This is a genomic window from Pseudomonas koreensis, assembly GCF_036668835.1.
Taxonomy (GTDB): domain Bacteria; phylum Pseudomonadota; class Gammaproteobacteria; order Pseudomonadales; family Pseudomonadaceae; genus Aquipseudomonas; species Aquipseudomonas koreensis_I.
The window spans coordinates 216232-238660 of record NZ_JAZEVW010000008.1 but is presented as its reverse complement, the minus strand read 5'-3'; the positions used below and the strand labels follow the sequence as shown (position 1 = coordinate 238660).

The 22429-nt window shown below is 59.6% G+C and carries 20 protein-coding genes and 1 other RNA gene; 10 read left to right on the top strand and 11 right to left on the bottom strand.

What is annotated here, in order from left to right; all coding sequences use genetic code 11:
- Window positions 1-81: 81 nt before the first annotated feature.
- The 8 genes from V6F91_RS21825 to V6F91_RS21790 all read right to left on the bottom strand — a co-directional run bounded on the left by V6F91_RS21825 (window position 82) and on the right by V6F91_RS21790 (window position 9176).
- Entirely contained in the window at window positions 82-447 is a 366-nt protein-coding gene (locus V6F91_RS21825; RefSeq protein ID WP_332768052.1) for a DUF6124 family protein, read from the bottom strand.
- A gap of 239 nt (window positions 448-686) precedes the next feature.
- Window positions 687-1075, bottom strand: a transfer-messenger RNA (tmRNA) gene (ssrA, locus tag V6F91_RS21820).
- 95 nt (window positions 1076-1170) lie between these two features.
- Complete coding sequence (locus V6F91_RS21815) at window positions 1171-1449, bottom strand: hypothetical protein (protein ID WP_332768050.1); 279 nt, start codon at window positions 1447-1449, stop codon at window positions 1171-1173.
- A gap of 129 nt (window positions 1450-1578) precedes the next feature.
- Window positions 1579-4389, bottom strand: a complete 2811-nt coding sequence (locus tag V6F91_RS21810) for an FAD-binding and (Fe-S)-binding domain-containing protein (RefSeq protein WP_332768048.1) — start codon at window positions 4387-4389, stop codon at window positions 1579-1581.
- Window positions 4386-5057 carry a lactate utilization protein gene (locus V6F91_RS21805; RefSeq protein ID WP_332768046.1) on the bottom strand — a complete coding sequence of 224 codons (672 nt, stop codon included), beginning with the start codon at window positions 5055-5057 and terminating at the stop codon, window positions 4386-4388. The genes V6F91_RS21810 and V6F91_RS21805 overlap by 4 nt, the downstream gene beginning before the upstream one ends.
- The gene (locus V6F91_RS21800) at window positions 5057-6511 is read right to left on the bottom strand and encodes a LutB/LldF family L-lactate oxidation iron-sulfur protein (RefSeq protein ID WP_332768044.1); all 1455 of its coding nucleotides are present in this window, start codon (window positions 6509-6511) and stop codon (window positions 5057-5059) included. Before V6F91_RS21800 ends, V6F91_RS21805 begins: the two co-directional genes overlap by 1 nt.
- Window positions 6508-7332, bottom strand: a complete 825-nt coding sequence (locus tag V6F91_RS21795; RefSeq protein WP_332768042.1) for a (Fe-S)-binding protein — start codon at window positions 7330-7332, stop codon at window positions 6508-6510. Before V6F91_RS21795 ends, V6F91_RS21800 begins: the two co-directional genes overlap by 4 nt.
- A gap of 149 nt (window positions 7333-7481) precedes the next feature.
- A complete protein-coding gene (locus tag V6F91_RS21790) occupies window positions 7482-9176 on the bottom strand; it encodes a lactate permease LctP family transporter (protein WP_332768040.1) in 1695 nt (564 codons plus the stop codon).
- 263 nt (window positions 9177-9439) lie between these two features.
- Between V6F91_RS21790 and V6F91_RS21785 the strand changes: the two genes are divergently transcribed.
- The gene (locus V6F91_RS21785; protein ID WP_208938793.1) at window positions 9440-10207 is read left to right on the top strand and encodes an FCD domain-containing protein; all 768 of its coding nucleotides are present in this window, start codon (window positions 9440-9442) and stop codon (window positions 10205-10207) included.
- 120 nt (window positions 10208-10327) lie between these two features.
- Here the strand turns inward: V6F91_RS21785 and smpB are convergent, their stop codons facing one another.
- A complete protein-coding gene (gene smpB / locus V6F91_RS21780; protein ID WP_007953781.1) occupies window positions 10328-10810 on the bottom strand; it encodes an SsrA-binding protein SmpB in 483 nt (160 codons plus the stop codon).
- Between the two features lie 119 nt (window positions 10811-10929).
- Between smpB and V6F91_RS21775 the strand changes: the two genes are divergently transcribed.
- From V6F91_RS21775 to V6F91_RS21765, 3 genes are read left to right on the top strand one after another with little or no spacing between them, the layout of a single operon-like run.
- Window positions 10930-12333: a sodium-dependent transporter gene (locus V6F91_RS21775; protein WP_332768036.1), complete on the top strand. Its 1404-nt coding sequence runs from the start codon at window positions 10930-10932 to the stop codon at window positions 12331-12333.
- A gap of 7 nt (window positions 12334-12340) precedes the next feature.
- The gene (locus V6F91_RS21770; protein WP_258450543.1) at window positions 12341-12787 is read left to right on the top strand and encodes a type II toxin-antitoxin system RatA family toxin; all 447 of its coding nucleotides are present in this window, start codon (window positions 12341-12343) and stop codon (window positions 12785-12787) included.
- Window positions 12768-13076: an RnfH family protein gene (locus V6F91_RS21765; protein ID WP_332768034.1), complete on the top strand. Its 309-nt coding sequence runs from the start codon at window positions 12768-12770 to the stop codon at window positions 13074-13076. The genes V6F91_RS21770 and V6F91_RS21765 overlap by 20 nt, the downstream gene beginning before the upstream one ends.
- Window positions 13077-13138: 62 nt before the next feature.
- Here the strand turns inward: V6F91_RS21765 and V6F91_RS21760 are convergent, their stop codons facing one another.
- Window positions 13139-13666, bottom strand: a complete 528-nt coding sequence (locus V6F91_RS21760) for an outer membrane protein assembly factor BamE (RefSeq protein WP_093104791.1) — start codon at window positions 13664-13666, stop codon at window positions 13139-13141.
- A 97-nt stretch (window positions 13667-13763) separates the two neighbouring features.
- Here V6F91_RS21760 and fur point away from each other — a divergent pair, with 97 nt between their 5' ends.
- Entirely contained in the window at window positions 13764-14168 is a 405-nt protein-coding gene (gene fur, locus V6F91_RS21755) for a ferric iron uptake transcriptional regulator (protein ID WP_016771770.1), read from the top strand.
- A gap of 76 nt (window positions 14169-14244) precedes the next feature.
- Here the strand turns inward: fur and recN are convergent, their stop codons facing one another.
- Window positions 14245-15918: a DNA repair protein RecN gene (gene recN / locus V6F91_RS21750; RefSeq protein WP_208938789.1), complete on the bottom strand. Its 1674-nt coding sequence runs from the start codon at window positions 15916-15918 to the stop codon at window positions 14245-14247.
- Between the two features lie 240 nt (window positions 15919-16158).
- On the opposite strand from recN, the gene grpE reads away from it, so the two are divergent.
- The 5 genes from grpE to carA all read left to right on the top strand — a co-directional run bounded on the left by grpE (window position 16159) and on the right by carA (window position 22375).
- Window positions 16159-16725 carry a nucleotide exchange factor GrpE gene (grpE, locus tag V6F91_RS21745; protein ID WP_090281700.1) on the top strand — a complete coding sequence of 189 codons (567 nt, stop codon included), beginning with the start codon at window positions 16159-16161 and terminating at the stop codon, window positions 16723-16725.
- A 101-nt stretch (window positions 16726-16826) separates the two neighbouring features.
- The gene (dnaK, locus tag V6F91_RS21740; protein WP_332768029.1) at window positions 16827-18743 is read left to right on the top strand and encodes a molecular chaperone DnaK; all 1917 of its coding nucleotides are present in this window, start codon (window positions 16827-16829) and stop codon (window positions 18741-18743) included.
- A 297-nt stretch (window positions 18744-19040) separates the two neighbouring features.
- Window positions 19041-20165, top strand: coding sequence for a molecular chaperone DnaJ (dnaJ, locus tag V6F91_RS21735; RefSeq protein WP_332768027.1), 1125 nt, complete (start codon window positions 19041-19043; stop codon window positions 20163-20165).
- A 9-nt stretch (window positions 20166-20174) separates the two neighbouring features.
- The gene (gene dapB, locus V6F91_RS21730) at window positions 20175-20981 is read left to right on the top strand and encodes a 4-hydroxy-tetrahydrodipicolinate reductase (protein ID WP_090281703.1); all 807 of its coding nucleotides are present in this window, start codon (window positions 20175-20177) and stop codon (window positions 20979-20981) included.
- 257 nt (window positions 20982-21238) lie between these two features.
- Window positions 21239-22375, top strand: a complete 1137-nt coding sequence (gene carA / locus V6F91_RS21725; RefSeq protein ID WP_203420696.1) for a glutamine-hydrolyzing carbamoyl-phosphate synthase small subunit — start codon at window positions 21239-21241, stop codon at window positions 22373-22375.
- Window positions 22376-22429 lie beyond the last annotated feature (54 nt).

Sequence of the window (22429 nt, the reverse complement as noted above, 5' to 3'; positions counted from 1 at the left end):
GGAGCAGTGAATAAAAATTCATCTCGATGGGTGGCTGACAACGCGGTCCCTAGGCTTTGGAAATTAGCGCGACTTACCGACTCAATGGCAGGTTTCCGGCCCGGCAGCAGATGGATCAAGATTGTCCCGCGCCCGGCAAACCAACATCTCCGCCATCGCACTCAACTGCTTGATCGCCACCGCCACATGATATTTCGAACCGTCGAACTCATCGGCAAACGTGGCGCTGATGGCAGCGAGGGAATCGAGGATTTCGCTGGCATGGTTGAGCAGCGTCAGCGTGTCGACATCTTCACGCACCCTGATCAGTTGGTTGAGCGGCAACGCCCGCCGGCGCCGGCTTGGCATCTCACGGCGTGGGGTGGCAGTGGAGGGGGCGACAGGACTGAGGGTCAGCGCATCGGCCGAGACCGGGCCAACCAGCGTGAGCCGGGTGATTTTCTTCATGATGGAGCTCCGTGGGTGAACATTCACAGCGATTCAACTGCCAGACCGTCCGCTGGATGGCAGGGATTGAGGAGGGTAGCGGCGGGGGGGAGGGAGCGCCAGTTCATGGGAGTCGACGCGGGTTGAGGGAAATGTCCTAGGAGTTGGATGTGTAGGACGAGGGTTGTGTGGGAAGGAGTGCGAAACGGGATCTGCAGATACGACGAGGCCCGCACTTGGCGGGCCTTGTCGATGAGAGTTGGTGGAGCCGGGGGGATTTGAACCCCCGTCCGCCAGTACTCCGCTGTCGGTACTACATGCGTAGCCGTGTCTATTAAGTTAACCCTCAGCGACCCGACGGGCAGGGTGCTTTGGGCGAGTTGTGTAAGTTTTAGCCGCTTCGTCCACAACGTACTGCACGGCGATTCTGTTCTATATGACAATCATTTCGGGTTTACAGACATCCCCTGATGATTGCTGGACCCGAAGGTACCAGGAGCATTGTCAGCTGCAATTAAGCAGCGAGAGCAACACCGTATTGGTCGTCATTGGCAACTATAAGTAGTTGCAACAGTGGATTTACGACTTCTGTTACCAAGTCGGCATGCACCTAGAGTTTCGCAACCGGCGTCGAATCCTAAACGGCCCCGAACTCATTGCTCAGTGAATCTGTTTGAGCAACAAGCCTGCACAGTGTACGTCAATCAGCCCGCGAGGCCAACCCGAAGGTTGGCCCAGCGTTGATCAATTGTTGGTGCCGGTGGCTTTGCGCAGCTCTACGAGGGTTTGCGAGGTTTCCGCAACGCAGTCATCGATTTTGCCCTGAGCCTTTAGCGCCTTTGCCTTGGACAAACTGGTCTCTGCCATCTGGCTTTTTTCTGGTGACGCTGAAAGCTGGCCTTTGAGATTGTCGATCGTCTGGATATTGGCATCACACAGGTCGGCTGGCTTTCCATCGGCGAACGAAGTGGAAGCCATCATCGAGGCAGTAACGAACAGACCTAACAGTACAGAACGCTTCATATGTATCTCCTTGAACTGAGGGATCCAGGCTTCGCTGACCATGGGATGGGCCACCGAATGGAGGAAAAGCCCCGATTGTTCGGGGCTTGTTCTGTGGACTGCCGTCTCGCTCAAGGGTTCTATTTTTCTTCAGACGGCTTTTGCACGGGTCACCCGGTCCACCAGATAGACCAGTCCGTGGTAGTCGATGCCGCCATGTTGCGTCAGGCCGATTTCGCACGTGCGGCTGGTGGAAATGCCTTCGCTGCATTGCTGCACCGCATCCTTGAGCGTGCGCAGTGAGTGGCTGTTGAGCTCCGGTGTGGTGAAGCCTTTGTCGCCGGCAAAGCCGCAGCAATGAATGCCTTCGGGGATGACCACGTTTTTGCTGCACTTGCGCGCCAGCTCGATCAGCGCCTGGCTTTCGCCCAGATGCTGGGTGCTGCAGGTCACGTGCACGGCAATCGGTGCGTCTTGCGGGGTGAAGTCCAGGCGATCTGCCAGATGAGTACGGATGAAACGCACCGGATCGTACAGATCCAGTCGCGACTCGCCGACGTCCTGCACCAGGCGCAACGTACACGGGCTGGTGTCGCAGTAGATCGGGTCGAGCCCGCCGCGGCTGGCGTGCAGCAATGCGCTGATCAATTCCTGGCGCTTGTGTTCGGCCTGTTCCGCGTAGCCCTTGGAGGCGAACGGCTGACCGCAGCAGAGGTTGTCGAGATTGTCCGGGAACACCACTTGGTAACCGGCTTTTTCCAGCAGGCCGCGGGTTTTGTCGTAGAGCGACATTTGCTCTTTATCGCCCGCCGCCGGGCCCATGACCCGTGATACGCACGCGGCCAGATACACCACGCGCGGGCGCTCGTCTGCGACGTTCGGGCTGAAACGAATGGCTTTTTCCGGCTGCGGCATCGCGTTGGTCCACAGCGGTACCTGGCCTTTGGACAAGCGGGTCAGAGTTGCCGACAGTTTCGCCAGACGCGGTGCGCCGAGCAGCATTCGCGCGCCGTTGGCGACATGCAGGGAGAAGCGCGCGCCTTGCACGGTCTTGGCGAAATTTCCTTCGATCCAGTCGGCGGTTTTCTGATGGGTTGCGTGTCGGCTGCGAAGCTTTTTCACCAGTTCGCCGGTATTGATACCTACGGGGCAGCGTTGCGCGCACAGACCGGTCGCCGCGCAGGTTTCGATGCCTTGGTACTCGTAGGCCTCTTCCATTTCGCGGGTGTCGATGCCGGCGCGTTTTTTCGCCTGAATATCGCGCCAGATGACGATGCGTTGGCGCGGGCTCAGGGTCAGGCCTTTCGACGGGCAGACCGGTTCGCAGAAACCGCATTCGATGCACTTATCCACAATCTCGTCAGCCGCGGGCAGCGGTTTCAGGTGTTTGAGGTGGATCTGCGGGTCTTCGCTCAGGATCACGTCCGGGTTGAGAATGCCGTTGGGGTCGAGCAGGCGCTTGAGCTGCCACATCAACTGATAGGCGTCGCTGCCCCATTCCAGCTCGACGAACGGCGCCATGTTGCGGCCGGTGCCGTGCTCGGCTTTCAGTGAACCGCCAAACTCGACCGCCACCAGTTGCGCGACGTCGTCCATGAACGCTTGATAGCGTGCGACTTCTTCCGGGTTGTTGAAGCCCTGGGTGAAGACGAAGTGCAGATTGCCTTCCAGGGCGTGTCCGAAAAGGATCGCTTCGTCGTAGGCATGTTTGTCGAACAGCTCGATCAGGCGATTGACGCCGATGGCCAGTTGTTCGACCGGAAAGGTCACGTCTTCGATGATCACCGTGGTGCCGGTTTTGCGCACGGCGCCGACGGCGGGGAAGGTGTCCTTGCGGATCGCCCACAGCTTGGCGTTTTCTACAGGATCCTCGGTGAAGTCGACCCGCTTCTCCACCGGAAAACCGCTGAGCGACGCCATGATCTGCGCCAGTTGTTCCTGCAGTAACGTGGAAGATGCGGCGCGGGATTCGATGAGCAAGGCGCAGGCATTGTTCGACAGCTGCTGTACGAAAGCGGGCATGCCCGGTTTGTCCTGCACCGAGCGCAGACTGCGCCGGTCGAGCAGTTCGACGGCGGACACCGGTTGGCTTTTCAGCACGGTGACTGCGTTGCAGCAGGTTTCCACATCGGGAAAGACGATCAGTGCCGAGGCTTTGTTCGGGTGGTCGATCACCGTGTCGTAGGTCACCGCGCTGATAAAGCCGAGCGTGCCTTCGGAGCCGACCAGCAAGTGGCTCAAGATATCCACAGGCTCGTCGAAGTCCACCAGGGCGTTAAGCGACAGGCCGGTGGTATTTTTCAGACGGTATTTGTGGCGAATTCGTGCGGCCAGTTCGGCATTGGCGCGGGTTTCGCGGCCCAATGTCGCGAGGCGTTCGAGCAGTTCACCGTGGCTTGAGCGAAACGCCGCGACACTGGCTGGGTCTTCGGTGTCGAGGCGTGTCCCATCAGCCAGCACCAAGCGAATCCCGGCCAGCGTGTGATAAGTGTTTTGCGCGGTACCGCAGCACATGCCGCTGGCGTTGTTGGCGACGATGCCGCCAATTTTGCAGGCGTTGATCGAGGCCGGGTCCGGGCCGATCTTGCGTCCGAACGGCGCCAGCCAGGCGTTGGCCTGCGCGCCGATAACGCCCGGTTGCAGACGGATCTGCGTGCCTTGGCCACGGATCTCACGGGCGTTCCAGTTATCCCCAAGCACGATCAACACCGAATCGCTGATCGCCTGCCCGGACAGACTGGTACCTGCGGCGCGGAAGGTCACCGGCACGCGATCACGCTGGGCCAGTTTCAGCAATGCCACGACTTCGTCCTCGGACTCGACGCGGACCACCAGTTGCGGAATCAATCGATAGAAACTGGCATCGGTGCCGAACGCGAGGGTCGATAGCAGATCGTCAAAGCGGCGCTCGGCCGGGATCAGTTGCTCGGCATCACGCAGGAAAGCGACAGGAAGACTCATTGATCCTCCAGAATCAGCACGACCAGATCTTTCGGGCCATGCGCGCCATACGCCAGCACTTGCTCGATGTCAGCGGTTTTCGACGGGCCGGACACCAGCAAGGCGTTGGTCGGCATGCCCTGCGCCCATTCGAATTCGGCTTGCACCTGATAGAAGTTGTCGCGGATCTCGCTGGCCTTGAGCAGGGCGAAATGCACCGGCGGCACCAGGCTCATCAAGCGTGGTTCTTCGCGAGTTGGCCAGATAATCAGGCTGCCGGTGGCGGCGATGGCGCCGAGGGTGCCGGTGAGGCTGGCCGGGGTGTCGTTGAACAGCTCGGCTTTCCATTCTTCCACCGGCCGGTCGTAGGATTTCAATGCAGGCAGCCCGGGATTGTTCGCCCAATGTTGAGTGATGCGTTGCCCGTGCGGTGTCGTCGGTGCGATCAGCAAACTGGGCAACTGGCGATCGCGCAGCAATTGCGCGAGCAGCGCCGGCCAAGCTTCTGCCGAGGTCAGATGGATTTCGGTGTGCACCGCTTCCATCAATTTGCGCAGTTGCGGGATGCGCTGTTCGGCGCTGTAGGTATAAGGCTGCGTCACCAGTTCTACATCGAAGTTGTCGGCGATCGGCGTGGTGCCGGTCAGACTTTTCCTCAGTTTGCCGAGGATATTGTGCTTGGCGCTCATCAACGATCTCCCTGTTTGGCCAGATGCTCGCGGGCCATGTCGTGCAGTGAGCGAGCGGCGGGTTTCGGTGCGCTGTGGTTTTGCGTCCACGGGCCGACATTTTTCGGCGTGAGCGCGCGCAGCCGGGTGGCGAAGAAACCGAACAGGCGATACAGCGTCGGCGAGCTGTTGAGTTTCGCCCAGGCGTTCCAGATGAAGCGTTCCTTGCGCGAATACTTGCTGCCCTGACCGCGCATCACTTGATGCGGCGAGTCCGGCGCTTTGACGTTCTCTTCGCGCAAGCGGCGCAGAATGGCCGGGATCGGAATTTTCACCGGGCACACTTCGCCGCAGGCGCCGCACAGCGAGGACGCGCTCGGGTGGTCCGGGACTTTCGCCAGGCCGACCATGTGCGGGGTGATGATTTTGCCGATCGGTCCCGGGTAGACCTCGCCATAGGTGTGGCCGCCGACGCGGGTGTACACCGGGCAATGATTCATGCAGGCGCCGCAGCGGATGCAATTGAGGGTCTGGCGCAATTCACTGTCGGCGAAGGCCTGGCTGCGGCCGTTGTCGAGCAGCACCAGATGCACTTCCTGCGGGCCGTCGAGTTCGTGCTCTTTGCGCGGGCCGGAGATCATGTTGACGTAAGTGGTAATCGGAATGCCCAGCGCCGAGCGGGTCAGCAGGGACAGCAATGGCACCACGTCGCGCAGGTTTTCCACGACTTTTTCGATGCCGGTGACGGCGATGTGCACCGGCGGCACGCTCGTGGTCATGCGCCCGTTGCCTTCGTTTTCCACCAGCAGCAAGGTGCCGGTTTCGGCCACGGCGAAGTTGACGCCGGAGACGCCGATGTCCGCTTCGAAGAATTTCTGCCGCAAGACTTTGCGACCGATCTGAATGAGTTGGTCAACGTCCTTGGTGTACTCCACGCCAAGTTTGTCGTGGAACAAGGACGCGACCTGACCGGCATTCTTGTGGATCGCCGGCATAATGATGTGTGAAGGCTTCTCGTGGTCGAGCTGGACGATGTATTCCCCCATGTCGGACTCCAGACATTCAATGTCCCGAGCCTCGAGGAAATGGTTCATCTCCATCTCTTCGCTGACCATCGATTTGCCCTTGATCACTTGCCGCGCCTCGTGAGCGCGGATGATCGATAAGACGATGCCATTGGCCTCGTCCACCGTTTCCGCCCAGTGCACTGTCACACCGTTGCGGGTCAGGTTCTGTTCCAGTTGCTCGAGCAGGTCGGGCAGCCTGGACAGCGCGCGGGCCTTGATCGAATTGCCCAGTGCGCGCAAATGTTCTCGTTCATGGGCATCACTGAAAGCGGCGGCGCGCTTGGTCATCAGTGAGTCCATGGCAGTGCGGAAATTGTTCCGTAGCTGCTGGTCACCCAGGGCGTTGTGCGCCCGGGTGCGGAAATCTTCTTCTACGGCGACCGTAGGAATAATCGTCGAGGTGCTCATTGCGCACCTCCGGTTCGTTGCCAGAGGAAGCTCGCCAGGTGTTGCCCGCGCAGCGCTTCCCGTTGTTTCTCCAGTGCGCCGTTGATGTTCATCAGGCAGCCACAGTCGGCACTGAGTACCTGGTGCGCGCGGGATTCCTTCAAGGCGCGGGTCTTGTCAGCCACCATCGCCCCGGAAATGTCTGGCATACGGACGCTGAATGTTCCGCCGAAGCCACAGCATTCGCTCTCGTGGTCGTGGTTGACCCGTTCCACGTTGCTCAACTGCGCCAACAGCTCGCGGCCATGCAGGTGGGTGTTCATTTCGCGGCGTGCCGAACACGAGGTGTGCAGCGCGACTTTCACCGGTTCGCCGCTGTCCTTGAACTGCACCTTGCAGACGAACAACAGAAACTCGGCCAGTTCATAGGTGCGGGCCGCGAGGGCCTGAACCTGTTTCAACGTCTCCGGCTCGTCCTTGAACAAGTCGGCGTAATGTTCACGCAGCATGCCGGCGCAGGAACCTGACGGCACCACCACCGGATAATCGCCGGCAAACAGCGCCAGTTGCGAGCGCGCCACGGCCCGCGCCTGCTCGGTGTAACCCGAGGTGTAGGCCGGTTGCCCGCAGCAGCTCTGCCCTTGCGGGTACTCGACCCGAATGCCTTCACGCTCCAGCAGGTGGATCGCGTCCATCCCGGCTTCCGGGTAGAACAGGTCGACCACACACGTCCCGAACAGGTACACACGCGATGGTTTCTCGCTGGGGTATTGCCGAGGTTCGGGCAGTGGCGGCGCCACGCGGGTCGCGTTTGGCACAGCGTTGTAAAAAAGCTCGCTCATCAGGCGTGTCTCCGGGTGGTCCCGGTTATCCGTCTGCGGCGGCTGCTGAATATAGAGCGCATTGCTTTCAGCAGCCTTACAGACCCGGTGGTGAATGGCTGACGCCGGATCATGGGCCGGCGTCGGTTATTGCTGTGTTGCTTGTAGGCTTAATGCACCAGCATGCCGGTGAACCAGTAGGCCTGAGCCAAGGTGATCAAACCGACGATCGTTGCAAAGAATAGGCTGTGCTTGAGTGTGAAGCGGAACAGATCCGATTCCTTGCCCACCAGCCCGGTCGCGGCGCAGGCCACGGCGATCGATTGCGGCGAGATCATTTTGCCGGTCACGCCGCCGCTGGTATTGGCGGCCACCAGCAAAGTGTCGTTGACGCCGATCTGGTGCGCCGTGGTCGCTTGCAGCGAACTGAACAGCGCGTTGGACGAGGTATCGGAACCGGTCAGGAACACGCCCAGCCAGCCAAGGAATGGCGAGAAGAACGGGAACGCGGCGCCGGTGCCGGCCAGCACGAGGGCCATGGTCGAGGACATGCCCGAGTAGTTGGTAACGAAGGCGAACGCCAACACCATTCCGATCGACAGAATCGGCCAGCGCAGTTCGTAAAAGGTTTCTTTCAAAGTGGTCAGACCAGTTTTGAAGTTAATCTTCAGGACCAGCATCGAGATCAGCGCAGAGAAGAAAATCGCCGTGCCGGTCGCGGAAATCGGGTCGAGTTTGAACACCGCTGGAATGGCGGTCGGGTTGGCCACGATCGGCGCAGTCTTGATTACCAGTTGATCAAGGTGCGGAATCGCGAAGTTGAATACCCAGCTGTACATCGAGCCGCCCGCGGCGAACATCGCTTTGAAAGGCTTCAGTGTCCAGATCGTCACCAGCACAGTAAGAATCAGAAACGGCGACCACGCCTTGAAAATTTCCCCGAGGCTGTAAGGCGACGCCACGGTGGTGCGCTTCTGGCCGAAACCGCCGACGCTGGCGCTCACCACCGAAGCAGAAACGGCGCCGGCGATGTGTTGCCCGGCGGCGCGTTTTGGCTGCCAGATTTTCAGGAACAGGGTCAGGGAAATCAGGCTGGCAAGCGCCGAAGTGATATCCGGCAGTTCCGGGCCGATGAAGTTCGACGTGAAGTACTGCGTGATGGCGAAGCTCAAGCCCGCGACCAGCGCCGCCGGCCAGGTTTCGCGCACGCCGCGCAGGCCGTCCATCATGAACACCAGCCAGAACGGCACGAACAGCGACAGCAGTGGCAACTGGCGGCCGGTCATGGCGCCGATCTTGAAGGCGTCGATACCGGTGACCTGGCCGGCGACGATGATCGGAATCCCCAGGGCGCCGAAGGCTACCGGCGCCGTGTTGGCAATCAGGCACAGGCCGGCGGCGTACAGCGGATTGAAACCCAGGCCCACTAACAACGCAGCGGTGATCGCCACCGGTGCGCCGAAACCGGCGGCGCCTTCGAGGAACGCGCCGAAGCAGAAACCGATCAGCAGCACTTGCAGGCGCTGGTCGTCAGTGATCGACAGCACCGAGCTGCGAATGACCTCGAACTGGCCGCTCTTGACCGTCAATTTGTAAAGGAACACCGCCGCGACGATGATCCAGGCAATCGGCCACAGACCGTAGGCGAAGCCATACCCGGCCGCGGCAAACGCCATGTCGACCGGCATCTGGAAGGCGAAGATCGCTACGGCAATCGACAGTGCCAGCGTGATGCTGCCCGCGACATGGCCCTTGAGGCGAAACACCGCCAGGGCGAGAAAGAAGAACACGATGGGAATGACGGCCGCGAGTGCGGAGACGCCGAGACTGCCGAGCGGGCTGTAGAGCTGTTGCCAGGTTTGCATAGTGGGGTGGCCCCTAATTGTTGTTGGTCAGGCACTGTCAGCGTTCTTGGTTAATTGGTAAGACCAATTTACAATCGCTGTTGGCTAGGGTAAAAGCCTTGATATCGGTGTGTCAATTTGTCGCCCTAAAACTTTTGTCGAACATGCGGTGCAGATTGCATCTGCTGCGCTTTCGGCAGGTGGCGTCTGCCAGGTGCCGGCACGGCGCCGATAGGCCAGAATAGAGAGCCCGGCGAGCGGTCGGGATCGTGGAGAAATGAGTTATGGGGTTTGATCAGATACGTTCGCGCCGTTTGTCTGACGACATTGTCGAGCGGCTCGAGGGGATGATTCTCGAGGGCACACTGAAGTCCGGTGAACGACTGCCGGCAGAGCGCACGCTGGCCGAGCAATTTGGCGTATCACGTCCGTCGCTGCGCGAAGCGATCCAGAAACTCGCTGCCAAGGGCTTGCTGGTCAGTCGTCAGGGCGGCGGCAACTATGTGGTTGAGAGCCTGGGGTCGACGTTCAGTGATCCGCTGTTGCAACTGCTCGAAAGCAACCCCGAGGCGCAGCGGGATCTGTTGGAGTTTCGGCATACTCTGGAAGCATCGTGCGCCTATTACGCCGCATTGCGCGCCACCGATGTGGATCGCGAGCGCCTGACTGCCGCGTTCGAAGAACTGCAGGATTGTTATTCGCGCCACGACGAAGTCAGTCGGGCGGAGGAGGGCGCCGCCGATGCGAAATTTCATCTGGCGATTGCCGAGGCTAGCCATAACGCGGTGTTGCTGCACACCATTCGCGGGCTGTTCGATCTGCTCAAACGCAACGTCGTGACCAACATTGGCGGCATGTACAAACAACGCACGGAGACCCGCGACATGCTGATCACTCAGCATCGGGAATTGTATCTGGCGATTATCGAAGGTCGCGCGGAGCAGGCGCGGGAAGTGTCCAGTCGCCACATTCTGTATGTGCAGGAAGTGCTGGAAGAGGTTCGGCAGGAGGTTCAGCGGATGGCGCGGGCGGAGCGGCGCAAAGGGATGTGATCAGGGGATTGTGGGTTGAGGCGGAAATTGCTTTCGCGAGCAGGCTCGCTCCCACCCTTGGAATGCATTCCTAGGTGGGAGCGAGCCTGCTCGCGAATACGCGCTAATGGCAGGAGGAAGTCAGTCTTCCTTGCCCTTGTTGCGCACCGCGCGCTGCAATTCGCGACCGGCATCGCGTTCGCGCTCGGTGTCACGCTTGTCGTATTCCTTCTTGCCCTTACCCAGAGCGATCTCGCACTTGACCATGTGCTTGCTCCAGTACCAGGACAAGCAGACGCAGGCGTAACCCTTTTGCTGCACGGCGGCGGCGAGCTTGTCCAGCTCGCGGCGGTTGAGCAGCAGCTTGCGCGTGCGCACCGGATCGGCGATGACGTGGGTGCTTGCGGTCATCAGCGGCGTGATGTGGCTGCCGAGCAACCACGCTTCGCCATCCTTGAGCAGCACGTAGCTGTCGACCAGCTGTAGCTTGCTCGCCCGCAGACTTTTTACTTCCCAGCCGGCCAGGACCAGACCAGCCTCGAACTTGTGCTCGATGAAGTAATCGTGTCGCGCCTTTTTATTTTGCGCGATGGTCCCTGTTGGGTGTTTCTTCTGTTTAGCCATAGGGGCGGCATTATATGGAGTTGTTCGGCTGTCGGCTACGGTGATGCTGCGTGCTTGAGCAGGTTGAGTGAATCCCGGACAATGCGGCCTCTTTTTCTAACGCTTGGGCGTGATAAACGATGTCGACAGACAAGGTTTCTGTCCACGGCAGTTGGGCTAGCCGCTGGGTATTCATACTCGCCGCGACCGGTTCGGCCGTGGGACTGGGTAGTATCTGGAAGTTCCCCTACATGGTCGGGGTCTACGGTGGCGGCGCCTTTGTGCTGATGTTTCTGGCCTGCATCGCGCTGATCGGCGTTCCAGTGATGCTCGCTGAAACCCTGATCGGCCGTCGCGCCCGGCAAAGTCCGGCGAATGCCTTGAAGGTGCTGGCGCTGGAAGCCGGGCACTCGCCCAAGTGGTCGTGGGGCGCCTTTGCCGGGATGATCACGGCGTTGCTGATCCTGTCTTTCTATAGCGTGGTCGGCGGCTGGTCGCTGGACTATATCGTCGACATGGGGCGCGGCGACTTCCAGGGCGCGACACCCGATCAGGTCGGCGCGTATTTCGGCAATGTCATCGCCGATCCATGGCGGCTGACACTTTGGCACACGATTTTCATGCTGCTCTCGGCCTTGGTCATCGCCAGAGGCGTGGTTGCCGGGCTGGAACGCAGCCTGCGGATCATGATGCCCCTGCTGTTCGTGATGATTCTGGTGCTGCTGGGCTACAGCATGACCACTGGGCATTTCATGGAGGGCGTGCATTTCATGTTCGACTTCCATCCGGAAAAAGTCCTTGATGGCTTGCTGCCTGCGATGGGTCACGCGTTCTTCTCGCTGAGCGTCGGTGTCGGCTCGATCATGATCTACGGCGCCTACATGCCGAAGAACACCTCGCTGTCGCGTACCGTGGTGGGTGTCGCGTTGCTCGATACGTTCGTGTCGCTGGTCGCCGGTCTGGCGTTGTTTCCGATTGTGTTTGCGGCCGGCCTGAACCCGAGCGAAGGTCCGGGGCTGATGTTTGTCAGCCTGCCGTTTGCCTTTGGTAACGTGTTTTTCGGCCAGCTGATGGGCGTGGTATTTTTTGTGCTGGTCGCGGTGGCGGCGTGGAGCTCGGCGATTTCGCTGCTTGAGCCGATGGTCGCCTACCTGGTCGAGCGCACGAAAATCAGTCGCGCCTGGGTCACGTTCTGGCTGGCCTTTACCTGCTGGTTTGTTGGGTTGGGCACGGTGTTTTCCTTCAATATCTGGAAGGAAGCCAAGTTTTTCGTGAACGAAGGCGGAGTGTTCAGCCTCTACCAATGGGGCGCGAAGAGCGGGCTGGATTTCTTCGGCGTGATCGATTTCTTCACCTCGCGGATCATGCTGCCCGTCGGTGGCTTGTGTTTCGTGTTGTTCGCCGGATGGGTGATGGGGCGTGAGGCGGTGCGCGACGAGTTGTCGATCCGTAACCCGGCACTGTTTGGCCTGTCCTTGTTCTTGATGCGCTACGTGGCGCCTATCGGCATTCTTGTAGTATTTGCCGCTCAGCTCTGGAAGTAACGCTTACATGACGACACATATTCAACGATCCGCGCTGCTGCCTTACCCGGCGCAGTTTCTCTACGACCTGGTCAATGATGTGGCGCGGTATCCGGAATTCCTGCCGTGGTGTTCGGCTGCCGAGGTGCTGGAAAGCTCGCCGGACCATATGCGCGCCAGTGTCGGCGTGGCCAAGGGCGGCCTCAGCCAGCATTTCGTGACGCGCAATACCCTGGTGCCAGGGCAATCAATCGAGATGAACCTGGAAGAAGGGCCTTTCAATCAGCTGCACGGCGTCTGGGTGTTCAAAGCGTTGAACGAAAAAGCCTGCAAGATCAGCCTCGACCTTTCGTTCGATTATGCCGGGCCGCTGGTACGCGCTACGTTGGGGCCGCTGTTCAATCAGGCGGCCAATCAGCTAGTGGATGCGTTCTGTCAGCGCGCAAAACAGATGCATGGTCAGCCCGGTGCTTGAGATAGAAGTGGTGTATGCCGCAGTCGATCGCCAGGTGCTGCGTTCGCTCAATGTGCCGGAGGGCATGACGGTGCGTGCGGCGGTGCAGGCGTCGGGGATCGCTGCCGACTTTCCTGAGCTCAAGCTGGATGAGTGCCCGTTGGGTATCTTCGGTAAGGCGGTCGCGGACACGCGTGTGATTCAGGCGGGCGATCGCATTGAGATCTACCGGCCGCTGCTTGCCGATCCCAAGGAAGTGCGACGCTTGCGAGCGGCCAAGGCTGCCGAGGCAAAAGCCCGGAATATTTGATCAAGCCAAACGGCAGGCAATAAAAAACCCGGAATGTCCGGGTTTTTTATTGCCTCGCAAAATTATTGCGGCGAGGTGTCCAGCGGTTCTGGCGTTGGCACCGGAACGGTTTCTACGCCATCGACGTCCTTCTGGATCTGATCCAGCAAGGAGCCTGGTTTGGCTGGTTTTTCAGCTTCTGGCTTCTCGGCGTTTTCAGCAGGCGCGGTAACGGTGGTACCGCTGTCCTTGCCGAGAATGGCTTCGTCACGGCTCACACCCGGCATGAAGTCACCGGACAAGCTGACGAGCTGGTCGTTTGAGTTGAAAATAACGCTGACGCGTTCCTGTTGGCGTTCACCGCCACCCGGTTGCAGGCTGTACAGATAATCCCAGCGATCGGCATGGAACGTGTCGGCAAGCAGAGGGTTGCCCATGATAAACCGTACTTGCGGCCGGGTCATTCCCGGGCGTAACTGGTCTATCATGTCCTGCGTGACGACATTGCCCTGCTGGATGTCGATTTTGTAAACCCCGGGGAATGAACAACCGGCGAGTGCGAGCAGTCCCACAAAGGTGAAACTGGTTAGCAAGAGCTTGGTGTTTTGCATCGGTGGGCGACTTCCACTATCTTGGCTGGGACAACGTAAACGCCGATCATACCCGCATTAAGAGAAGCTGCGAAGCAGCATCGCGAGAAAGCTGACCATGGTTGAAAATAGCGAACTACGCAAAGCCGGCCTCAAAGTGACCCTGCCACGGGTCAAGATCCTGCAAATGCTCGACTCCACCGAGCAGCGCCACATGAGTGCCGAAGACGTCTACAAGGCGTTGATGGAAGCTGGCGAGGACGTCGGTCTGGCCACGGTTTACCGTGTACTGACCCAGTTCGAAGCGGCCGGCCTCGTGGTCCGCCACAACTTCGACGGCGGCCACGCGGTCTTCGAACTGGCTGACGGTGGCCACCACGACCATATGGTCAACGTGGAATCGGGTGAAGTGATCGAGTTCTTCGACGAAGAAATCGAAAAACTTCAAAAATCGATCGTCGAGAAGCATGGCTTCGAGATGGTTGATCACAACCTGGTGTTGTACGTACGCAAGAAAAAGTAAGCATGTCGCGCGAATTTCACGTTCGCGAAACGAACGAAGGCGACCCAAGGGTCGCCTTCGTGCTTTCTGCTGTCGGTCAAGCCTTCGCCGTCACCACCATTTTTTTCGCATGGGCCAAGGATTCCTTGGTCAGATCGATGCCGCCGAGCATGCGTGCGACTTCTTCGATACGTTCGTTTTTGCTCAGCTTCGCGACAGCGGTGTGAGTGGCTTTTTCATCGCGAACCTTGTGCACAAACAGATGCTGATGCCCCTGCGCGGCTACCTGCGGCAAATGCGTCACGGTCAGCACCTGGCCGCGCTCGCCTAGACGCCGCAACAATTGGCCGACAATTTCCGCCGTTGGCCCGCCAATACCTACGTCCACTTCGTCGAACACCAGCGTCGGCACGCGGGATGTCTGCGCCGTGATCACCTGAATCGCCAGGCTGATTCGTGACAACTCGCCGCCAGAGGCGACTTTTGCCAAGGCTTTGAGCGGTTGGCCAGGGTTGGCACTGACCAGCAGTTCAACCTGTTCCAGCCCATTGGGCTGCAGTTCGTCGCCACTGTTTGCTTTCAATTCGATGGTGAAGCGACCGCCGGGCATGCCCAGGCGCTGGATTTCCTGTTCCACCGCGCTGGCCAGGCTGCCCGCTGCCTGATGACGAAGGTCGCTCAGCTCGCGCGCTTTCTCCTGATAATGACGGGCATACGAAGCCAGCTCTTCACCCAGGCGCTCGATGGATTCGTCATTGGCATTCAGCGTTTCGATTTCATCCAGCAGTTTCTGCTGCATTTCACCGACTTCGGTCGGCTGGATGCGGTGCTTGCGCGCCAGCGTGTAGATAGCGTCGAGACGCTCTTCCAGATATTGCAGGCGCGCCGGATCGGCATCGAAATTGTCGAGGAAGCGGTTGAGCTCGCCGACGGCTTCTTCGACCTGGATCTGTGCACTGGTCAACAGGCTGCTGGCTTCGCCCAGCGCGCCGGCGGAATGATTGACGCTCGACAGGCGGTTGAGGCTCGCGGTCAGCGCGTTCAGCACATTGCCCGAATCGCTTTCACTGCACTGTTCGACCACTTGGCGGCAGATGCCCAGCAAGGTTTCGGCGTTGGTCAGGTTCTTGTGTTCCTGTTCCAGTTGCTCCAGTTCGTTCTCGCCGAGGCCGAGGTTTTCCAGCTCTTCGAGCTGATAGCTGAGCAACTGATGCCGGGCGCGTTGTTCATCGCCGGAATTGGACAGACGCTCCAGCTCCTGACGAGTCTGGCGCCAGCGCTGGGCGGCAAGCTGTACCTGACGGGCGAGATCGGTAGCGCCTGCGTACTCATCCAGCAAGCGGCGGTGGGTATCGGTTTTCAGCAGCGACTGATGTTCATGCTGGCTGTGGATATCGATCAGCAGTTCGCCAAGCGACTTGAGATCGCCCAGCGGGCAAGGCGTGCCATTGATATAGCCGCGCGAGCGCCCTTCGCAGGTGATGACCCGGCGCAGAATGCACGGGCCGTCGATGTCCAGGTCGCGCTCGGCCAGCCAGGCGCTGGCTTCCGGAATGTCGGCCAGATCGAACGTCGCCAGGATATCGGCCTTGTCGGCGCCCGGGCGAACCACGCCGCTGTCGGCGCGATCGCCCAGGGTCAGGCCCAGCGCGTCGAGCATGATCGACTTGCCGGCGCCGGTTTCCCCTGTGATCACGCTCATCCCGCGATCGAGTTCGAGATCGAGATGTTCAACGATGGCGTAGTTGTGTACGGACAGGTGCACCAGCATAAAGGCCGCTCCCAGGCTTGAGGTCTGGTTATTTATACAGTGTTTTGTTCGGGCCTGACAATGCCCCGGCTTAGCTCGATTCGCTTGGTCGAGTAACTTTTTTAGTGCATTCGAGAATGCTTAATCAGCACTTTTTTGTAGGGACAATCGAATCCAGCCCTTGAAGCCTGATTTTGCGGCCCCATATATCGGGGCAGAAGCGCGAGTCAGGCTCGCGGACGTAATTGAAAGGAGAATTCTATGGCTGACGAATCGACAGTAGATCCGCAAAACCCAGAAGCCAATCAGGCGCCCGAAGGTTCGGGTGACGACCTGGCGACCCGTGTACAAGTGCTCGAAGAGCAATTGGCCGCCGCGCAGGACCAGTCTCTGCGTGTTGCTGCCGATCTGCAGAACGTCCGTCGCCGTGCCGAACAGGACGTCGAGAAGGCGCACAAGTTTGCCCTGGAAAAATTTGCCGGCGACTTGCTGCCTATCGTTGACAGTCTGGAGCGCGGCCTCGAGCTGTCGAGCCCGGACGACGAAAGCATCCGCCCGATGCGCGAAGGTATCGAGCTGACGCTGAAAATGTTCCATGACACCCTCAAGCGTTATCAGCTGGAAGCGATCGACCCGCATGGCGAACCGTTCAACGCCGTTCAGCATCAGGCCATGGCCATGCAGGAAAGCGCTGACGTCGAACCGAACAGCGTGTTGAAGGTGTTCCAGAAAGGCTACCAGCTCAACGGTCGCCTGTTGCGCCCGGCCATGGTTGTGGTCAGCAAGGCGCCTGCGCCAGTTTCGCCTTCTATTGACGAGCAGGCTTGAAATTAGCCGCAAGGCCCCCATTTAGAAGTCAAGCGTTTAAGTATTACCGCAGTCAGCCACCACTGCTGCGGCAAAAAAATCAAAGTTTCGGGAGAGTGAACATGGGCAAAATTATCGGTATCGACCTGGGGACTACCAACTCCTGCGTCTCCGTGCTGGAAAACGGCAAGGCTAAAGTTATTGAAAACGCTGAAGGCGCGCGTACCACGCCGTCGATCATTGCGTACGCCAACGATGGCGAAATTCTGGTAGGTCAGTCGGCCAAGCGTCAGGCTGTGACCAATCCGCACAACACCCTGTACGCAGTCAAGCGTCTGATCGGTCGTCGTTTCGACGAAGAAGTTGTGCAGAAAGACATCCAGATGGTCCCTTACAAGATCGTCAAGGCTGACAACAATGACGCCTGGGTTGAAGTGAACGGCCAGAAAATGGCGCCGCCACAGATCTCGGCTGAAATCCTGAAAAAGATGAAGAAGACTGCCGAAGACTACCTCGGCGAAGCAGTGACCGAAGCGGTGATCACCGTTCCGGCCTACTTCAACGACAGTCAGCGTCAGGCGACCAAAGACGCCGGCCGCATCGCGGGTCTCGACGTTAAACGTATCATCAACGAACCAACCGCAGCCGCTCTGGCTTACGGTATGGACAAGGCCAAGGGCGATCACACCGTGATCGTTTATGACCTGGGTGGCGGTACTTTCGACGTTTCCGTGATCGAGATCGCTGAAGTTGACGGCGAGCACCAGTTCGAAGTGTTGGCCACCAACGGTGACACGTTCCTGGGCGGTGAAGACTTCGACATTCGTCTGATCGACTACCTCGTTGACGAATTCAAGAAAGAAAGCGGCATGAACCTCAAGGGTGACCCGCTGGCCATGCAGCGCCTGAAAGAAGCCGCTGAGAAAGCCAAGATTGAGCTGTCGTCCGCGCAGTCGACAGACGTCAACCTGCCGTACATCACTGCAGATGCCACCGGTCCTAAGCACCTGAACGTGAAGATTTCGCGTGCCAAGCTCGAAGCACTGGTTGAAGACCTGGTTCAGCGCACCATCGAACCTTGCCGTATCGCCATGAAAGACGCCGGTATCGACGTTGGCGCGATCAACGACGTAATTCTTGTCGGTGGTCAGACCCGTATGCCACTGGTGCAGAAGCTGGTAACCGATTTCTTCGGTAAAGAAGCTCGCAAAGACGTCAACCCGGACGAAGCTGTTGCCATGGGTGCTGCAATCCAGGGCGCCGTTCTGGCCGGTGACGTTAAAGACGTTCTGCTGCTCGACGTCAGCCCGCTGACCCTGGGTATCGAAACCATGGGTGGCGTGATGACCGCGCTGATCGAGAAAAACACCACGATTCCTACCAAGAAATCGCAAGTGTTCTCGACTGCCGATGACAACCAGGGCGCTGTGACCATTCACGTTCTGCAGGGCGAGCGCAAGCAAGCCGCACAGAACAAGTCGCTGGGCAAGTTCGACCTGGCCGATATTCCACCTGCTCCACGTGGCGTGCCGCAGATCGAAGTGACCTTCGACATCGATGCCAACGGCATCCTGCACGTAGGTGCGAAAGACAAGGCCACCGGCAAGACCCAGTCGATCGTGATCAAGGCCAACTCCGGTCTGTCCGACGAAGAAATCGAGCGCATGGTGCGTGACGCTGAGGCGAATGCCGAGGAAGACCGCAAGTTCGAAGAGCTGGCCGCTGCCCGTAACCAGGGCGACGCACTGGTTCACTCCACTCGCAAGATGGTCGCGGACGCCGGTGACAAGGTGACTGCCGAAGAGAAGACCGCAATCGAAGCTGCTGTAGTTGCCCTCGAAGCCGCTGTTAAAGGCGACGACAAGGCTACCATCGAAGCCAAGGTTGAAGAGCTGTCGAAAGTCTCCGCTCCGGTTGCGCAGAAGATGTACGCCGAACAGGCTCAGCCAGCTGATGGCGCGGCCCCGCAAGGCGAGTCGGCCGAGAAGGCTGATGATGTTGTCGATGCAGAGTTCGAAGAAGTAAAAGACCAAAAGTAAGTTGTTGGTCGTCCGGTTGACTGCCTTGCGGCGGTGACTGGTAGGATGTCGCCGCGCGGGAGCTTGCTCCCGCGTTGGCGTATCTGGAATACGCGAATTTTTACAGCATGCGACAAAGCTCGCGTGCTCGTGGTATGGCCGAAAATGCTCCTGCTTTTCGCGCCGCAGATACCGCATGAATCAAAGACCAGGATCGTTGAATTGACGTGAGTTGGGTCCGGGCCTTCATGGGGGCTCAACGAGTTTGGCGAGGCTCAGGAGGGGTTTGCCGAACGTCCTTAAGAGTGCAAAGAACTTATGGCAAAGCGTGACTATTACGAAGTATTGGGTGTCGAGCGAGGCACGAGCGAAGCGGACCTGAAGAAGGCCTATCGCCGCCTGGCAATGAAGCACCACCCTGACCGTAATCCGGGCGACAAGGCTTCGGAAGATGCGTTCAAAGAAGCCAACGAGGCTTATGAAGTGTTGTCCGACGCCAGCAAGCGCGCGGCCTACGACCAGTACGGTCATGCCGGCGTCGACCCAAGCATGGGTGGCGGCGGTGCCGGTTTTGGCGGGCAGAACTTCTCCGATATTTTCGGCGACGTCTTCAGCGACTTCTTCGGCGGCGGTCGCGGCGGTGCCCGTGGCGGCGCTCAGCGTGGCAGCGACTTGCGCTACACCCTGGAGCTGAATCTGGAAGAAGCGGTGCGCGGTACCTCGGTGAATATCCGCGTGCCGACACTGGTCAACTGCAAGCCGTGCGATGGCTCGGGTGCGAAGAAAGGCTCGTCGCCGTCGACCTGCCCGACCTGCGGTGGTATCGGTCAGGTGCGCATGCAGCAAGGCTTCTTCTCGGTGCAGCAAACCTGCCCGCGCTGCCATGGCCAGGGCAAGATCATTTCCGACCCGTGCGATTCGTGCCACGGTGACGGTCGCGTTGAAGAATACAAAACCCTGTCGGTGAAAGTGCCGGCCGGCGTCGACACCGGCGATCGCATTCGTCTGTCCGGCGAAGGTGAGGCGGGGACGCAGGGTGGTCCGACGGGCGATCTGTACGTGGTCATCAATGTCCGCGAACACGACATCTTCCAGCGTGACGGCAAACACCTGTTCTGCGAAGTGCCGATCAGCTTCGTCGACGCGGCGCTGGGCGGCGAGCTGGAGATTCCGACCCTCGACGGTCGGGTCAAACTGAAAATCCCTGAAGGCACCCAGACCGGCAAGCAGTTCCGCGTGCGCGGCAAAGGCGTGGCGCCAGTGCGTGGCGGTGGTGCGGGCGACTTGATGTGCCGCGTCGCGGTCGAAACGCCAGTCAACCTCAATCGTCGTCAGCGTGAACTGCTGGAAGAATTCCGTAGCTCGCTGGCCGACGACAACAGCCATTCGCCGAAAACCACCGGTTGGTTCGACGGTGTGAAGCGCTTCTTCGGCGATCTGTAAGGAGTCGGCATGCGACGTATAGCTGTGATGGGCGCTGCTGGGCGCATGGGCAAGATTCTGGTCGAAGCCGTGCAGCAGCGCGCGCCGCTGACCGGTCTGACGGCCGCGGTGGTGCGTCCCGGCAGTACGCTGATCGGCGTCGACGCCGGTGAGCTGGCTTCGCTGGGGCGTATCGGTGTGCCGCTGTCTGGGCATATCGAAGCCGTGGCGGAAGAGTTCGATGTGCTGATCGACTTCACATTGCCGGAAGTGATGTTGAAAAATCTGGCGTTCTGCCGCAAGGCTGGCAAAGCCATGGTCATCGGCACCACCGGGCTGGACGCAGCGCAAAAGCAGTTGCTGGTCGAGGCGGGCAAGGACATTCCGATCGTCTTCGCGGCCAACTTCAGCGTCGGCGTCAATCTGTCGCTGAAGCTGCTCGACATGGCGGCACGTGTCTTGGGCGATGAAGCGGACATCGAGATCATCGAGGCGCATCACCGGCACAAGATCGATGCGCCGTCCGGCACCGCGCTGCGCATGGGTGAAGTCATCGCCAGTGCGCTGGATCGTGATCTGCAGAAAGTCGCGGTCTACGGTCGCGAAGGTCACACCGGCGCCCGTGAGCGTGAAACCATCGGCTTCGCCACTGTGCGCGGTGGTGATGTGGTAGGTGATCACACCGTGCTGTTCGCCTGCGAGGGCGAGCGTCTGGAGATCACTCACAAGGCGTCGAGCCGTATGACTTTCGCCAAGGGTGCGGTGCGTGCCGCGCTGTGGCTTGATGGTCGTGAGCCGGGTCTTTACGACATGCAGGACGTGCTCGAGCTGCGTTAACGCAGTGCTGAACCCGGTGCAAACGCCCTGTTTGCACCGGTTTTTCTCCGCTTGGCGACGACCTGTCGCATTCTCCGGCCTTTAGGGCTCTTTAGCGGTGGACCAAAAAAGCCTTTTTCTGTAAGCTACAGCTTTAGTGTGTCCACTAAAAGCGCGCAGAATAATTCAGTGAAGAAGCGGGGTGACGTGTCCATACGTCACTCCGCTTTTTTACAACCTGCGATCGCCCTTTCATGCGTTATTTACGGGAGGTCTTCTTGACTAAGCCAGCCATACTTGCCCTTGCTGATGGCAGCATTTTTCGCGGCGAAGCCATTGGAGCCGACGGTCAGACCGTTGGTGAGGTGGTGTTCAACACCGCAATGACCGGCTATCAGGAAATCCTTACCGATCCTTCCTACGCCCAACAGATCGTTACCCTGACTTACCCGCACATCGGCAACACCGGCACCACGCCGGAAGACGCCGAGTCCGACCGCGTATGGTCCGCTGGCCTGGTCATCCGTGACCTGCCGCTGGTAGCGAGCAACTGGCGTAACACGATGTCGCTGTCCGATTACCTGAAAGCCAACAATGTCGTGGCGATCGCCGGTATCGACACCCGTCGTCTGACCCGCATCCTGCGTGAAAAGGGCGCGCAGAACGGCTGCATCATGGCCGGTGACAACATCTCCGAAGAAGCCGCCATCGCCGCTGCGCAAGGCTTCCCGGGCCTGAAGGGCATGGACCTGGCGAAAGTCGTCAGCACCAAGACTCAATACGAATGGCGCTCGACGGTCTGGGATCTGAAAACCGACAGCCACGCGACCATCGAAGCGTCCGAGCTGCCGTATCACGTGGTTGCCTTCGACTACGGCGTCAAGGTCAACATCCTGCGCATGCTGGTCGAGCGCGGCTGCCGCGTCACCGTGGTGCCTGCCCAGACTCCGGCAGCCGATGTCCTGGCGTTGAAGCCGGACGGCGTGTTCCTGTCCAACGGCCCGGGTGACCCGGAGCCATGCGACTACGCGATCCAGGCGATCAAGGACGTGCTGGAAACCGAAATCCCGGTCTTCGGCATCTGCCTCGGTCACCAGCTGCTGGCTCTGGCCTCCGGCGCCAAGACCGTGAAAATGGGCCACGGCCATCACGGTGCCAACCACCCGGTGCAGGATCTGGACACCGGCGTTGTGATGATCACCAGCCAGAACCACGGTTTTGCGGTCGACGAAGCCACCCTGCCGGGCAACGTTCGCGCGATCCACAAATCGCTGTTCGACGGCACCCTGCAAGGCATCGAACGCACCGACAAAAGTGCGTTCAGCTTCCAGGGCCACCCTGAAGCGAGCCCGGGCCCGAACGACGTCGCGCCACTGTTCGACCGCTTCATCAACGAGATGGCCAAGCGACGCTAAGCGTTCGCCTTGAGACTGTAGAGAGAAGTATTCGAGGGCGGCCCCGGCACCGGT